Annotated in this window: 12 protein-coding genes; 4 read left to right on the top strand and 8 right to left on the bottom strand. The window is 69.0% G+C overall.

The features are described 5' to 3' along the window. The first annotated feature begins 343 nt into the window (after positions 1 to 343). A complete protein-coding gene (locus RGI145_RS20215) occupies positions 344 to 2533 on the top strand; it encodes a TonB-dependent siderophore receptor (protein ID WP_083671236.1) in 2190 nt (729 codons plus the stop codon). 37 nt (positions 2534 to 2570) lie between these two features. Here RGI145_RS20215 and RGI145_RS20210 read toward each other — a convergent pair whose 3' ends face one another. Genes RGI145_RS20210 through RGI145_RS20180 form a run of 7 tightly spaced genes read right to left on the bottom strand, consistent with a single transcriptional unit; the run spans position 2571 to position 9136 of the window. Then, the gene (locus tag RGI145_RS20210) at positions 2571 to 3650 is read right to left on the bottom strand and encodes an ABC transporter ATP-binding protein (protein ID WP_027281202.1); all 1080 of its coding nucleotides are present in this window, start codon (positions 3648 to 3650) and stop codon (positions 2571 to 2573) included. A gap of 26 nt (positions 3651 to 3676) precedes the next feature. Further along, positions 3677 to 4123, bottom strand: coding sequence for an RbsD/FucU family protein (locus RGI145_RS20205; RefSeq protein WP_075800341.1), 447 nt, complete (start codon positions 4121 to 4123; stop codon positions 3677 to 3679). Further along, a complete protein-coding gene (locus tag RGI145_RS20200; RefSeq protein WP_075800340.1) occupies positions 4117 to 5016 on the bottom strand; it encodes an amidohydrolase family protein in 900 nt (299 codons plus the stop codon). The genes RGI145_RS20205 and RGI145_RS20200 overlap by 7 nt, the downstream gene beginning before the upstream one ends. Then, entirely contained in the window at positions 5013 to 6038 is a 1026-nt protein-coding gene (locus tag RGI145_RS20195; protein ID WP_237183341.1) for an aldo/keto reductase, read from the bottom strand. The genes RGI145_RS20200 and RGI145_RS20195 overlap by 4 nt, the downstream gene beginning before the upstream one ends. Continuing rightward, positions 6031 to 6852: a carbohydrate ABC transporter permease gene (locus tag RGI145_RS20190; protein ID WP_027281198.1), complete on the bottom strand. Its 822-nt coding sequence runs from the start codon at positions 6850 to 6852 to the stop codon at positions 6031 to 6033. The genes RGI145_RS20195 and RGI145_RS20190 overlap by 8 nt, the downstream gene beginning before the upstream one ends. Beyond that, a complete protein-coding gene (locus RGI145_RS20185; RefSeq protein ID WP_075800339.1) occupies positions 6852 to 7808 on the bottom strand; it encodes a carbohydrate ABC transporter permease in 957 nt (318 codons plus the stop codon). The genes RGI145_RS20190 and RGI145_RS20185 overlap by 1 nt, the downstream gene beginning before the upstream one ends. Then, positions 7805 to 9136, bottom strand: coding sequence for an ABC transporter substrate-binding protein (locus RGI145_RS20180; protein ID WP_075800338.1), 1332 nt, complete (start codon positions 9134 to 9136; stop codon positions 7805 to 7807). Before RGI145_RS20180 ends, RGI145_RS20185 begins: the two co-directional genes overlap by 4 nt. A gap of 224 nt (positions 9137 to 9360) precedes the next feature. On the opposite strand from RGI145_RS20180, the gene RGI145_RS20175 reads away from it, so the two are divergent. Both RGI145_RS20175 and RGI145_RS20170 read left to right on the top strand, forming a co-directional pair. Next, complete coding sequence (locus RGI145_RS20175) at positions 9361 to 10248, top strand: dihydrodipicolinate synthase family protein (protein ID WP_075800337.1); 888 nt, start codon at positions 9361 to 9363, stop codon at positions 10246 to 10248. Positions 10249 to 10257: 9 nt separating this feature from the next. Next, positions 10258 to 10956, top strand: coding sequence for a GntR family transcriptional regulator (locus tag RGI145_RS20170; protein ID WP_208864031.1), 699 nt, complete (start codon positions 10258 to 10260; stop codon positions 10954 to 10956). Positions 10957 to 11280: 324 nt separating this feature from the next. Here RGI145_RS20170 and RGI145_RS20165 read toward each other — a convergent pair whose 3' ends face one another. After that, positions 11281 to 12822: an acetolactate synthase large subunit gene (locus RGI145_RS20165; RefSeq protein ID WP_075800336.1), complete on the bottom strand. Its 1542-nt coding sequence runs from the start codon at positions 12820 to 12822 to the stop codon at positions 11281 to 11283. 177 nt (positions 12823 to 12999) lie between these two features. On the opposite strand from RGI145_RS20165, the gene RGI145_RS20160 reads away from it, so the two are divergent. Then, positions 13000 to 14619: an alpha/beta fold hydrolase gene (locus RGI145_RS20160; RefSeq protein WP_075800335.1), complete on the top strand. Its 1620-nt coding sequence runs from the start codon at positions 13000 to 13002 to the stop codon at positions 14617 to 14619. Positions 14620 to 14622: the final 3 nt, after the last annotated feature.

Here is a 14622-nt window from a genome sequence, read left to right as displayed (position 1 = left end):
GGCGAGCACGTTCAGCGCGCCGCCGAAATGGTTCCGGATCCCGAAGGCACGCTGCTGGCCCACGGCCCACGGCATCGACCACGATGCGCGGCCAGTCCCCGGCGCCCCGCGCCACGGCCGGCATCGCCAGCAACGGCAAGGCGGCGAGATCTCTTCGGGTCAGCACGATGCAGCGATCTCCTTCATCCTGGGGAAGCATCAGCCTGTCCTGCATCGCCGAAGGACCACGTCGCAAACATTAACATACGGTATATTTCATGAAATTGCGAACGATTAGCATTCTCTATAAAGGATCGACCGCTTCGAGAAATTAGGAATTCCAACAAGTTGCGGGATCATTATGATGTCCGGTGAAACCAGATCGCGGGCCCGGCCCGATGGGGCCCTGCCCGGATTGCTGCTGGCAGCCGGCATCGTCGCCTGCGTTCCCGCCATGGCGCAGACCAGCGGCGGCACGGGCGGTGCCACACCGGCACCGGCCGATCCCACGCTTCTGCCGCAGGTCAACGTCACCGGCGATGCCGAAACGGCCTTCAGCCCGGTGCAGGGCTTCGTCGCCCGGCGCAGCGTCACCGGCACCAAGACCGACACGCCGGTGCTGGAAACGCCGCAATCCCTCTCGGTCATCACGCGCGACCAGATGGACCAGCAGAACGCGCAGACCCTGAACGGCGCCGTGCGGTACACGGCGGGCGTGACGCCGGAAACGCGCGGCGCGGTCGGCACGCGCTACGACCTGCTGAAGGTGCGCGGCTTCGACGCGGACACCTACTGGAACGGGCTGAAGCTGCTCGGCAATGGCTGGTACGGCACGCCGCAGGTCGATCCCTTCCTGATGGAGCGCATCGAGGTCCTGCGCGGCCCGGTCTCCGTGCTGTACGGGCAGGCCGGCGCCGGCGGCGTGATCAACCAGCAGAGCAAGCTGCCGACGCTTGATCCGTTCCACGAGGTGGGGATCGAGTTCGGCAACTTCCGGCACAAGCAGCTCACCTTCGACCTCGGCGGCCCGCTGGATGCCGACCGCCACTTCCTCTACCGCATCACCGGCATCGGACGGGCGGAGGATGCGCAGGTCGCCCAGACGCGCAACGAGCGGATCGCCATCGCGCCGTCCTTCACCTGGCGGCCCGACAACGACACCACGCTGACCCTGCTCGGCCTGTACCAGTACGATCCGGAAAGCGCCGCCTATGGCAGCGTGCCTCCCTCCGGCAGCGCCCTGCCCAACCCGCTGGGCCGCATCTCCCGCCGCTTCTACGACGGCGACCCGAATTTCGAGAAGTTCAACCGCACCCAGGGCTCGCTCGGCTATCAGTTCGAGCGCCGCTTCAACGATGTCTGGACGGTGCGCTCCAACGGCCGCTGGTTCCATCTGGGCCAGGAATACAACAGCGTCTATGGGAGCGGCCTGCAGGACGACAACCGCACCCTCAGCCGCGGCACGGCCGCCTCGACGGACAATCTGGACACGGCCTCCTTCGACAACCAGTTGCAGGGGCGCTTCAACACCGGCCCGGTCCAGCACACGGTGCTCGCCGGCTTCGACTACCAGCACCTGAACACCAATTACCGCAGCGGCTTCGGCACCGCGCCCTCGATCGACATCTTCAGCCCCACCTACAATCTCGCCATCGAGGCGCCGGAACGCTACCTCGTGCGCGCCCACAGCAACCAGTACGGCATCTACGCGCAGGAACAGGCCAGGCTCGGCGGCTTCGTCCTCACCCTGGGCGGACGGCAGGACTGGGCGGACAGCACGACGCGCAACCTGACCTATGACACGACCTCGAAGCAGTCCGACCACGCCTTCACCGGCCGCGTCGGACTGACCTATGTCTTCGACAACGGCATCGCGCCCTATGTCAGCTACACGGAATCCTTCGTGCCGCAGGCGGGCACGGACCGCACGGGCAAGGCCTTCGATCCCGAGCGCGGCCGGCAGTACGAGGCCGGCATCAAGTACCAGCCGCCCGGCATGAGCGCGCTGTTCACGGCCGCGGTCTTCGACCTGACGCGCAAGAACCTGCTGACCACGGATGCCGTCAACCCCTACTACCAGTCCCAGGCGGGCGAGGCGCGATCGCAGGGCGTGGAGCTGGAGGCGAAGCTCAGCGTGACGGAATCGCTGGACGTCACGGCGAGCTACACCTGGCTGGACACGGTCTATACCCGCAATGCCGATCCCACGGCGGGCAAGCACCTGCCGGCGGTGCCGTCGAACCAGGCCGCCGCCTGGGCCTACTACACCTTCCACAACGGGCCGGTGACGGGGCTCTCGATCGGCGCCGGCGGCCGCTACACCGGCGAGACCTGGAGTACCGACAACAGCTTCAAGGTGAAGAGCTTCCTGCTCGCCGATGCCACGATCCGCTACGACATCGGCCAGGCCATCCCGCAGATGCGGGGCGCGGAGGCCTATGTGAACGGGCAGAACCTCTTCGACAGGCGCTATGTCGCGTCCTGCTACTACGGGGAATGGTGCGCCTTCGGCTTCGGGCGGCAGGTCTTCGCGGGGCTGAAGTACCGCTGGTAGCCGGAGCCGGCGGCTCCGGACCGTCCGGGCAGGCCCGTCAGGCGGCGAGGTCCTGCCGGAAGGTTTCCAGGCGCAGCCCGTCGCCCTGATCGAAGAGATGGGCGAGGCGCGTATCCCAGTGGATGGGGAGCACCTCGCCCGGCGCGGCCTGGATGCGGTCGCGGAAGGTGCCCATGAAGCGATGCTCCCCGAGCCTGCCGAAGACCTGGGTCTCCGAGCCCGTGGGCTCCATCACCTCCACCACCATCGGCAACCCGCCCTCGCCGACCATCAGGTGCTCGGGCCGGATGCCGTAGGTCACGCGGCGCCCGGGCGCGACCGGCGAGCCCACGGGCAGCGGCAGGACCATCCCGTCGCCGAGCTGCACGCCGCCCTCCACGGTCGTCCCGGGGAGGAGATTCATGGCGGGCGAGCCGATGAAGCTCGCCACGAAGATGTTCGCCGGGCGGTCATAGAGTTCCAGCGGCGCGCCGATCTGCTCCACGCGCCCATCCTGCATCACCACGATCCGGTCGGCCATGGTCATGGCCTCGATCTGGTCATGCGTCACGTAGATCATCGTGGTGCGCAGCCGCTGGTGCAGCGCCTTGATCTCCGTCCGCATCTGGACGCGCAGCTTGGCATCCAGGTTCGACAGCGGCTCGTCGAAGAGGAAGACGGCCGGGTTGCGCACGATGGCGCGCCCCATGGCCACACGCTGCCGCTGCCCGCCCGAAAGATGGCGCGGCAGGCGGTCGAGCAGCTTGGACAGGCCCAGGATCTCCGCCGCGGGCCGCACCTTCTGCAGGATTTCCTCGGGCCTCGCCTTCTTCAGCTTCAGGGCGAAGGCCATGTTCTCCGCCACGGTCATGTGGGGATAGAGGGCGTAGTTCTGGAACACCATCGCGATGTCGCGATCCTTGGGCGGCACGTCGTTCACCACGCGCGGGCCAATGCTGATCGTGCCGGCGGTGATGGGCTCCAGCCCGGCGACCATCCGCAGCAGCGTGGACTTGCCGCAACCCGAGGGGCCGACAAGGACGACGAAGGCGCCATCGGGAATGTCGATGGACACACCGTGCATCACGGCATGCGCGCCATAGGCCTTGCGGACATTGTTGATGGTGACGGACGCCATTTCCCCTCTCTCCCCTTTTTCCGTGTTCAGTGTCCGGCGATGACGCCCTTGCGCAACAGGAAGCAGCCATAGGGGCGGGCATCGCCGACCTGGGCCACGGCGAAGCCCCTGCGGGCGGCCTCATAGAAGGCGAAGCGCTCCAGCCCCTGCATGGCCAGTCCCGGCACCGCCCGCTCCAGCTCCGCCTGGACCTCGCGCTGGATGGGCGGGACCTCGTCGGGCGCGCCCACCACCTCCATGCGCCGGACCGGGCCGGGCTCGAAATCGTCGATCGGCAGCAGGGTCAGGATCGCCGCCGCGACCTCGGCCATGCGCAGGCCCGGAAGGCTGACGAGGCGGCCCGAGGCGGTGGAGCGCGCAATGGCGGCGGCGGGATGGTTGGCATCCACCAGCACCAGATCGTCGCCATGGCCCATCGAGGCCAGGACCCAGAGCAGGTCCGGCGTCAGGAGGGGATGGATGGTCTTCAGCATGGCATGTGCCCCTGTTGGCGCCCGCATCGGCGCCCCCGCTTGCCGAGATAGACCCGCGCCGCATTGCCGCCGAGGATGCCGGCCCGTGCCTCCGGCGACACGGGGGCAAGGAGCGAAGCGGTGGCCTCCCACCAGCCCGGATAGCTCCCAGCCATGCGCAGCACGGGCCAGTCGCTGCCCCAGATCAGGCGCTCCGGCCCGAAGAGCTCCAGCACCCGCTCCGCATAAGGGCACAGCTCCTCCACGGTCCAGCCGGGCGCCGCTTCGGTCACCATCCCCGAGAGCTTGCAATGCACATGCGGCAGCCGCGCCAGCGCCGCCATGCCCTCCGTCCAGCCGCGCCAGGACCGGGAACCCGGCCCTTCCGCGATGGCGGGCTTGGCCAGATGGTCGATGACGATCGCGAGGCCGGGATGGGCCCCCGCGAAGTGGAGCAGATGAGGCAGGTGGCGGGGCTTCACCAGGGCATCGAAGACCAGCCCCAGCGCCTGCATCGCCTCCACCGCCGGCAGCAGCGCCGGGCGCAACAGCCATTCGTCGTCGGGCAGGTCGTGCAGCATCGGCCGCAGCCCGACCAGCAGCGGGTCCGCCGCCAGCCGCCGGAGAGCGGCCGGAGCATCGGCGGCTTCCAGATCGCTCCAGCCGACCACGCCGAGGACACCGGGCTCCGCCGCCGCGATGCCGAGCAGGTAGCGGGTCTCGGCCTCCGTGGGCGCGGCCTGCACGGCGATACTACCGCCGATCCCGGCCTCACGGAGCAGGGGCGCCAGGTCGCCTGGCCCGAAATCCCGGTGGATCGCCTCCATCTCCGGCGTCAGCCAACCATAATCGCCCCGGGACAGGGCCCAGAAATGCTGGTGCGCGTCGATCCGGGGCGGCAGCGGCGACGTCATGCCGGCACGGGCGCATCGGGGCGCAGCAGCCCGGCATCCCGCATCCCGGCCCAGAAGGCGGCGGGAACCGGCCGTGCCAGGGCGGCGAGGTTGCGCCGGACCTCCTCGGCACTGCCCGCCCCCAGGACCACGGAGGAGATGGCCGGATGCGCGAGGCCGAAATGCAGCGCCGCGTCGGCGAGGCGGACGTCATGCGCGGCGCAGATCACCTCGATGCGTCGCACCGTGTCGAGGATCTCCGGCGGTGCGTCCCGGTAGTTGTACTTCGCCCCGGGAACGGCCCCGGTCGCCAGGATACCGGAGTTGAAGACGCCGCCCAGCAGGATGCCGATGCCCTTCTCCAGCGCGAGGGGCAGGAAGTCGTCGAGCGCCCCCTGTTCCAGCAGCGTGTAGCGCCCGGCGAGCAGCATGGCGTCGAAATCGCCCGCGCGGGCGAAGCGGGCGCACATCGCGCTCTCGTTGACGCCGATGCCGATCGCCTTCACCACCCCTTCGCCGCGCATCCGGTCCAGGGCGGGATAGGCCCCTTCCATCGCCTCGCGGAAACGCCGCTCGACGGCATCGCCATGGGTCCAGCGGTCCACGTCATGGATCAGCAGCAGGTCGATCCGGTCCGTGCCCAGGCGGAGCAGCGACTGCTCGACGCTGCGCAGCGTGCCGTCATACGAATAATCCACCACCGCCCGGTGCGGCAGGCCACCGCGATAGCCCGAGCCATCGCCACGGCCCTGGCGCGGGTCCATCCACCGGCCGACCTTGGTGGACAGCACCACGCCTTCGCGCCCCGCGATCCGCAGCGCCGTGCCACAGCGGTGCTCCGACAGGCCATGGCCATAGAGCGGCGAGGTATCGAGCAGGGTGACGCCCTGCTCGATAGCCGTGACGGCGGCCTCGATCGCCACCCGTTCATCCAGCCGGGCATAGAGATCGCCCAGGGGAACGGCGCCGAAGCCGATCGCGGAAACCGTCAGCCCGGAACGCCCCAGCGGACGCGAGGGCAGCCTGGGCCGCGGCTCAGCCACCCTTCACCGCCCCCGCCGTGAGGCCGGCGACGATCTGGCGCTGCGCGATGATGGTCAGGATCAGCACCGGCAGCGTGACCACCAGCGCCGCGGCCGCCAGCGGCCCCCAGCTCACCTGCTCGAAGGACAGCATGTTGTACACGGCAACCGGCAGGGTCCGCGTCTCCCGCCCGGCCAGGACGATGCCGAAGACGAAGTTGTTCCAGGAGAAGATGACCGCGAGGATGAAGGCCACCACGATCCCGGGCCGGGCGATGGGCAGCGCCACCTGCCGGAAGATCTCCCACTGGTTGGCGCCGTCGATCATGGCGGCCTCTTCCAGCTCCAGCGGCGTGGTCTCGAAATAGCCGATCATGATCCAGATCACGATCGGCACCGTGACCACGAGATGGATGACGATCTGCGGCACCAGGGAGCCCAGCAGGCCCAGCCACTGGAAGAGCAGGAACATCGGGATCAGGAAGGAGAGGCCCGGCGTCATGCGGGCGATCATGATCACCACCGCCGAGCGGTGCGCCCCCAGCCGCGCGATGCCGTAGCCCGCCGGCACGCCGACCAGCAGCGCGAGAAGGGTGGCGGTGCCGGTGACGACGATGCTGTTCCAGAAATAGAGCAGGAAGTTGTTGCTCTCGAAGACGCCGACATAGTTCTTCCAGGCGATCCGGTCGGGGATCAGGATCGGCGGATAGGCGCCGTTGTCGATCTCGAACTTCAGCGAGAGGGACAGCATCCAGACGAAGAAGAGCAGGGCCGGCGAAACCACCAGGAGCCCGCAAAGGATCATCCCGAGCTTGCGCATCAGCGTGCGGGCCATCAGGCGGCCCCCCGCACGGCACGGTCCGCGCGGCGGCGCAGATGCAGCAGCAACAGGGACAGCAGCACGATGAAGACGAAGAACACCACCGCGATGGCGGAACCGTAGCCCACCTGGTAGTAGGCGAAGGCCACGCTGTAGAGATACAGGTTGATCGTCTCCGAGGCCGTGCCCGGGCCGCCCTGGGTGATGGCGTAGATGATGTCGAAGCTCTTGAAGGCATCGATGGTCCGGATGATCACCGCCACCATCAGGAAGGGGCTGAGCATCGGCAGGGTCAGGTAGCGGAAGCGCTGCCAGGCATTGGCGCCGTCGATCTGCGCGCTCTCATAGGGCTCCTGCGGCAGCGAGGCGAGGCCGCCCAGCACGATCAGCATCACCAGCGGCGTCCACTGCCAGGTCTCGACCAGCACCAGGGACGGGATCACCGTGCTCGGATGGAAGACCCATTCCTGGGGCTCGATGCCGACCAGGGAGAGCAGGTAGTTCAGCACGCCGAGCTGCGGATGGAACATCATCGTCCAGACCAGGGCGATGGCCACCGGCGTCGCCATCATCGGCATGACGAAGATGCCCCGGAACAGCCCGCGCAGCGGCATCTCCTTGTGGAAGAACAGCGCCGCCGCCGTGCCCAGCACCAGCGGCGCCACCACGGACAGCACCGTATAGACCAGTGTGTGCCACAGCGATTCCAGGAACCGCCCGTCACCGGCGAGGCGGAGGTAGTTCGCCATCCCGACGAAATGGTGGCTCTCGCCCACCCGCCACTCGTTCAGGCTCATCCACAGGGTGAAGACCCAGGGGAAGAGGATGACCGCGCAGACGGTGAAGAGGGCCGGCAGCACGAAAGCCCAGTAGGCCCGGCGGCGCCGGTCGCTGCCGCCGCCGGAAAGGGCCGCCTCGCCCGGCGCCGCCTGCGGCTCCGCCGGCGAGCTGGCCGAGGCGGCCACGCTCATGCCCGCTCGCTCCGCTCCAGCACAGGCCGGAACTCCTGGGTCACACGCTTGAGCTCCGTGGCCGGGTCGGCGCCGGAGATCATGTTGGTGAGCGCCACGCCATAGACGTCGCGGAACTCGGTGACCGGGATGATGACCGGCAGGGCAAGACGGCTGACCGCCGCCGACTGCGCCACGGCATCCACCCATTCGCCCGGCATCTTCACCCCCTTGCGGACCTCGGGATCGGTCAGCACGGAGTTGCGGAAGGGCACGCCGGAGCCGGTCTGCAACAGGCGCGCGCCCATCTCCCGCGACACCGCCCACTGGCAGTAGAGATAGGCCGCCTCCTTCTTCGAGGAGGCCGCGGCGACCCCGATCCCGTCGCCGAAGGTGCCGGCGGCATGCGCCTTCGGCCCCTTGGGCATCAGCCCGTAGCCGACCTTGCCCACGACGCGGGACTTCTCCGGGTCCTCCAGCGGCGGGGCGAAGCCGATGCCGTCCAGCCACATGCCGATGCGGCCCTGCAGGAAGGCGGACTGGCATTCCGCCCAGTTGAAGCCCGAGATGCCCGGCGGCCCCGACTTGCTCAGCAGCTTCTGGTAGAGCTTCGCCGCCTCGATCGCCTCCGGCGTATCCGTGCGCAACTCGCCCTTCGCATCCACCGACGGCATGTCATAGCCGAGCATGAAGGTGGTCCAGACGGGCGTGTTGGCGTTGCGCAGCCCGCGCGCCACGAAGCCATAGGTCCGGCTGCGCGGGTCGGTCAGCGCCTCGGCGGCGGCGACCATCTCGTCGAAGGTGGTCGGGAAGGCGATCTTCTTCTGCGCGAAGAGCTCCTTGTTCCAGTAGAGGATCCAGTAGTCCACGGACCAGGGCAGGCCGCCGATGGCCTTGCCGTCGCGCGCGAAGGTGAGCCCGGCCTCGGAAAAATCCGACAGCAGGTCCGGCGGCGTCAGCGCGCGGTCGTTGACGTAGGGCGTGAGGTCGGCCAGCCAGCCGCCCTTCTCGAACTGCCGCTTCTGCACGTGGTAGCTGAGATGCACCACGTCGAAGCTCGGCTTGCCGGAGGCCAGCTCGATGGTGGCCTTCTGCCGCTGCTGCTGCTCCGGCGTCTGCTCGGCATTCACCTTGATGCCGGTGAGGTCCTCGAATTCCTTCTGGTAGCGCTGCAGGATATCGCCGCGCGGGCTCTTGATGAGCGAGACCTCGATGGTCGTTCCGGCGTGCTTGCGCCAGTTGATCCCGGTCTGCGCCCAGGAGGGCCGGGCGCCCAACAGGCCCATCCCACCCAGCGCCGCCCCGGTGCCGAGAAGCTGCCGACGCGTCGGCCTGCGTAGCTCTGCCATACGTTCCTCCACTTCCCTCGGCGGCATCACCCGCCTGGCCGGATCTTCGGGACAGCCATCGCCGCCCAGCCCTCTCCGGGGCTCGCCGCCTTCCATGACGGAGGCGGCGGTCATCCATGAGCGATTCCCATAGCCGCCCCGCGAGAAGCTTGCAACATGGTTCGAGGGGAGTAACATGTCGGCTTCATAACACCGCCCTGTCAGGGGCGAAGGGAGTGGAACACATGCCCCGGGACACGCAGCCTTTCGGTCTCTCCTGCGCCCTCACGACCCCTTTCGAGGCCGATGGCGCCGTGGACCTCGCGCGGCTGGTCGCGCAGGCCGGCTGGTGCCTGGAACAGGGCTGCGGCAGCGTCACGGTCTTCGGCACGACGGGGGAGGGCGCCTCGATCGGCCTGTCCGCCCGGCGCGCGATCCTCGCGGCGCTGAAGGAGGCGGGGTTCGATTTCGGCCGTTCCGTCGTGGCGGGCGTCGCCGCCTCGGCCATGGAGGACGCCCTGGAACAGGCCCGCATGGCCTATGACCAGGGCTGCCGCGCCATCCTCCTGGCGCCGCCCTTCTACTTCAAGAACCCGAGCGAGGAGGGACTCTTCCGGTGGTTCAGCGCCTTCCTGGACGGGCTGGGCGATGCGGCACGGGATGTCATCCTCTACAACATCCCGTCGGTCACGGCGGTCCCGCTTCCGGTCTCCCTGATCACCCGCCTGCGGGAAGCCTATCCCCGGGCGATCCTGGGCGTGAAGGATTCCTCCGGCGACTGGTCCTATGCGCAGGAGCTCCTGGCCGCGCATCGCGACCTCGTCATCCTCATCGGCGACGAGCGGCGCCTGGCGCAGGCCGTGCGGATCGGCGCCCAGGGGGCGATCTCCGGCATGGCCAACATCCACCCCGACCGGCTGCTGAAGATCATCGGCACGGGCGAGGCGGACCCCGCCATGGACAAGGCCGTGGACGAGCTCCTGAAGTATCCCGTAACCCCCGCCGTGAAGGCCCTGGTCGCGGCGCGCACCGGCGACCCGGCCTGGGCCAACACGCGGGCCCCGCTGCTGCCCCTGTCATCCGATGAGGCCGGGGCGCTCGGCGCGCGGCTACAGGCGATCTTCGGGGGATAGAGCCGGGGGATGGTCGCCATCGTCGAACAGGCCCTGATGGACCGGGACTCGCCCAACCTGCGGTCCCGGGCCTATGACAGCTTCACCCGGCATCTGCTCGCGCGCGACCTGCGCGCGGGCCAGTTCATCTCCCAGCGGGAACTGGTGGAGATGACGCAGCTTCCGCTGGCGGCGATCCGTGAGATGATCCCCCGCCTGGAAGCGGAGGGGCTGGTCCGCACCGTGCCCAATCGCGGCATGCAGATCCCTCATGTCGATCTGGGGCTGATCCGGGAGGCCTTCCAGCTCCGCCTCTTCCTGGAGCGGGAAGCCGTGGCGAGCTTCACCCGCACCGCCAGCGACGAGACCATCGCGGCGCTGGAGCGCGAGCACCAGGCCATCATCGACGAGTGCCGGGCGGCGGCCGGAATCGGCGGGATCACCGCCGCGCATGTGCAGCACGCGCAGGACATCGACTGGAGCCTTCACACCAGCATCATCAACGCCCTGAACAACTCCATCATCGCCGACATCTATCGCGTGAACTCCATCAAGATCCGGCTGATCAAGCAGGAACAGACCCGGCTGAACGAGACCGTCCTGCTGCCGACCATGGAGGAGCACCTCGCGGTCATCGCCGCCATCCGCTCGCGCGATCCGCAGCGGGCCGCAGATGCCATGGGCGACCATGTGAACAGCGCCCGCGACCGCGCCATGGGGTTGCGCTAAGGGCTTGGCGCAGGCCGCAGCAGACGCGGCTTGCTTCCGCACCGCCGCCGCGCTATAGGAATATAATCAACGCCATCGCCGCACGATCCGCTGTGCCTCCATCGGCACCGTTGGATCTCATCCCCTTCGGATGGACGGCGGGGCCAGGCCTCGCATCCATCCGAAGGAATAAAGGGCTAAAACCCTAAAATCCTAAAACTCTAAAGTAAGAGAACGACCCGCGTGACGGTCCGCCGCAGCCCATGAAGGCAAAGCGGCAAAGGCCACCAGCACTGCCCGGCCAGCCCCCGGGAACCTGCCCAGGGGCCCAGGCCGCCATTCGCATCACACGAGCAACTCGATCAGGAAGGGACCGTTGCGGCCGAGGCTCCCCGCCAGGAGGTCCGCCAGCCCGTCGAGGCTCTCCGTCCGGGCGGCCTCGACGCCCATCCCCTCGGCCAGCTTGATCCAGTCCAGGTCCGGGTTGCCCAGGTCGAGCATGTTCATCGCGGTCGGACCCGGATTGGCGCCCACGCCCAGATATTCGCCCAGCAGGATCTGGTACTTCCGGTTGGCGATGATGATGGTCGTGACCGGCAGCCTTTCCCGCGCCTGGGTCCAGAGCGACTGCAAGGTGTACATGGCCGAGCCATCCGCCTGCAGGCTGATGACGCGCCGCTGCCCGCCCGCGCCGATGGCGGCACCGGTGGCGACGGGCATGCCGTCCCCGATCGCCCCGCCGGTCAGTTGCAGCCAGTCATGCGGCGGCGCGGCATGGGTCTGGGGATAGAAACCCCGTCCATAGGACACGCTCTCGTCGGAAATGATCGCACCCTCGGGCATCAGGGCCGCCACGGTGCGCGCCAGTCCTTCCGGCGTCGGCGCGCCGCGCACGGGCTCCGGACGCGGGCCGGGATCGGGGATATCGGCGCGGGGGGCACCCAGTTCGTCCGCGAGCGCCGCCAGCGCCGCCTCCGCATCCTGCTCGTAGCGGCTGAGCACATGGATCTGGGCATCCGGGGGGTAATGCGTGGAGGGCTTGCCGGGATAGGCGAAGAAGCCGACCGGCGCCTTGGCGTTCACCAGAATCAGATGCTCGAATTCCGCCAGGGCCTGGATGGCGACATCGGCGACATAGGGCACGCGTTCCAGTTGCGGGCGGCCACGGCCGCGGGACACGCGGGCATTGGACATCTCGCCCAGCAGCTTCGCGCCGCTGGCCTGGGCGATGCGCCAGGCCAGTTCCTGCCCCTTCTCGCCCAGCGCGGCCCCACCGAGAAGGATCAGCACGTTCCGCTTCTCCCGCAGGATGCGCGCGGCGGTCCGGACGGCCGCCGGATCGGGCGCCGGGGCCGGCGGCACGGGCAGGGGCTCCGCCACCACGCCGCCCTCGTTCCAGGATGCGTCGGAGGGCAGGATCAGCGTGGCGATCTGCCCCGGCGCGGTGCGGGCGGCCTGCACCGCCACCGCGGCGTCCCGCCCGACATCGGCGGCGGCCGTGCTGGTGCGGACCCAGGCGGAAACGGGCCGGGCCCAGCCTTCCGTGTCGGCGGTAAGCTGCGCGTCATAGGGGCGGTGATAGGTCGCCTGGTCGCCCACGACATTGACGATCCCGCTGCGGGCGCGCCGGGCGTTGTGCAGGTTGCCGAGTCCGTTCGCGAGACCGGGGCCGCAATGCAACAGCGTGCAGGCGGGCTTCCGCGCCATGCGCCAATAGCCGTCTGCCATGCCGGTGACGACATTCTCCTGCAAACCCAGGACGCAGCGCATGCCGGGGATCTGGTCGAGCGCCGCAACGAAATGCATCTCGCTGGTGCCCGGATTGGCGAAGCAGGTGTCCACGCCCGACTGGAGCAGCGTATGGACAAGACTGTGGGCACCATTCATGGCGGCATTTCTCTCCCGTCGCGGTTTCGGATGCGCAGACTGCGCGCGGCCGGCATGGGCCGCAAGGCCCCGGCCCACGCAGATGCCGCGCCGGCCGCATCCTTCGCGACCGGGCCTTCCACAGCCACGCCTCCAGCCGCTAGCCTGCACACTCGGGCCGCGCATCAGAAAGCGGCCATGATGGAGGACGTGGTGCGACCGAACCTCGGCATGGCTGGCCTCGCGCTGGCACTCGGCATCGTGCAGCCGGCTTTGGCGCAGACGCCACCCACCATCCCCCTGGCGGTGAACCAGGGCACCACGCCGCCCGATTGCAGCACGCATGTGAACTTCGACCGCAATGCCGATCTGCCCGGCTACCGGATCGCCTCGGGCGGGCGCGACCAGTGCCTGCCCTTCATGCCCACGAACCAGCTCGTGCCGCTCGGCTACGGCCCGAACGATTTCTACGCGCGGGAATTCACCGATGCGCGCATCCGGCAGCGCTGGGCACAGTGCCGCGAGAATCCGGCCTGTGCCGGCCCGGCCCGCAAGGGCGCCGAGGGCTTCACCAGCTTCGAGCCGCGCCGCACCGGCAGCGTCGATCCCGTGGGCCGCATCGACCAGGATGGCGAGGTGGACCTGCGCGCCATCCGCCGCCCGGTCTTCTTCGCACGCGAGCCTTTCGCCGAGCCGATCGCCGGTGCCGAGCCACACACGCACACGGTCGAGTTCACCGTGCCGCGCGACAGCTACGAACGGCTGCATCTTGGGCTGCGCGATCCCATCCGGCTGCGCGGCTGGTATCTGGAGGGGCAGGGGATCGAGGACGGCAGCGGCACGCGCCGCCGGGCCCTGGTCATCATGAACAATGGCGGCGGCAGCGAGCTGACCGCCACCGACGATCCCCGTGCGACGGGCGTGGCCCGGGATGCGGAGGGCCGCTATGTCGTCGATGCCTCGGCGAAGGGGGAGGGCGAGCAGCCGGGCATGCGCCACTGGCGCGGCTTCGTCTGGGCCCTGAACGAGGCGGGCTTCGACGTGCTGATCACGGACCGGCGCGGCAACGGCATCTCGGGCGGCGTCAACGGCTTCAACACCGCCGAACAGGGCCGCGACATGATGCGCGAGCTGGAACAGATGGAAAGCGGCGAGGGCCTGCGCATCCTGACGCCGCAGGGCGAGATCCTGTCCGGCCCCGCCGCCGGCGGCAGGCTCATGGCCGGGATGAAGGCGCGGGAGATCCCGGTGGTGCTCGGCGGCTATTCGCGCGGCTCCTATGCCACGGCCTGGGCCATGCACCGCAACTTCGTGGCCGATTGCGACCGCGACCAGCCGGACCAGCCCTGCAAGCCACCGCTGGGCTGGAGCAATATCCGTGGCGCCATCCTCTACGGCCCCAATTCCGGCGGGCTCGGCTATCGCCTGGCGGGGCACGACATGATCGAGGCCGCTCTCAGGGTGGAGCGCAACACCACCTATTATCCGGACTCCGAGGTCTTCGCCGGCATCGCCCAATGGCCCGGCCTGCTGATCGCGAAAGGGATCTGGGACTATGTGGAGGGGCTGGAAGGCTCGCTCGATGCCTATCGGCGCGCGCGGGAGCCGAAGGAGATCTTCGTCTTCCGCGGCCCGCATCCGCTGAACACCCAGGCCCCGGAGAACATGCGCCTGGTCGGCGAGCGCATGGTCGCCTTCGCGACGGCGGCCGTGCTGGGGCGCCCGGCGGTGCAGGGCGCCACGCCCCCGACCGACCTCAAGGCCCTCGTCGCCTCCAGCCCAGCCTATTGGGAAAGCACCACGCGGCCGGTGGAATGACGG

Origin of the sequence: Roseomonas gilardii, assembly GCF_001941945.1 — a bacterium.
GTDB lineage: Bacteria > Pseudomonadota > Alphaproteobacteria > Acetobacterales > Acetobacteraceae > Roseomonas.
Note: the sequence above shows the minus strand (reverse complement) of the source record. Positions and strands in the feature narration are given on the sequence as shown.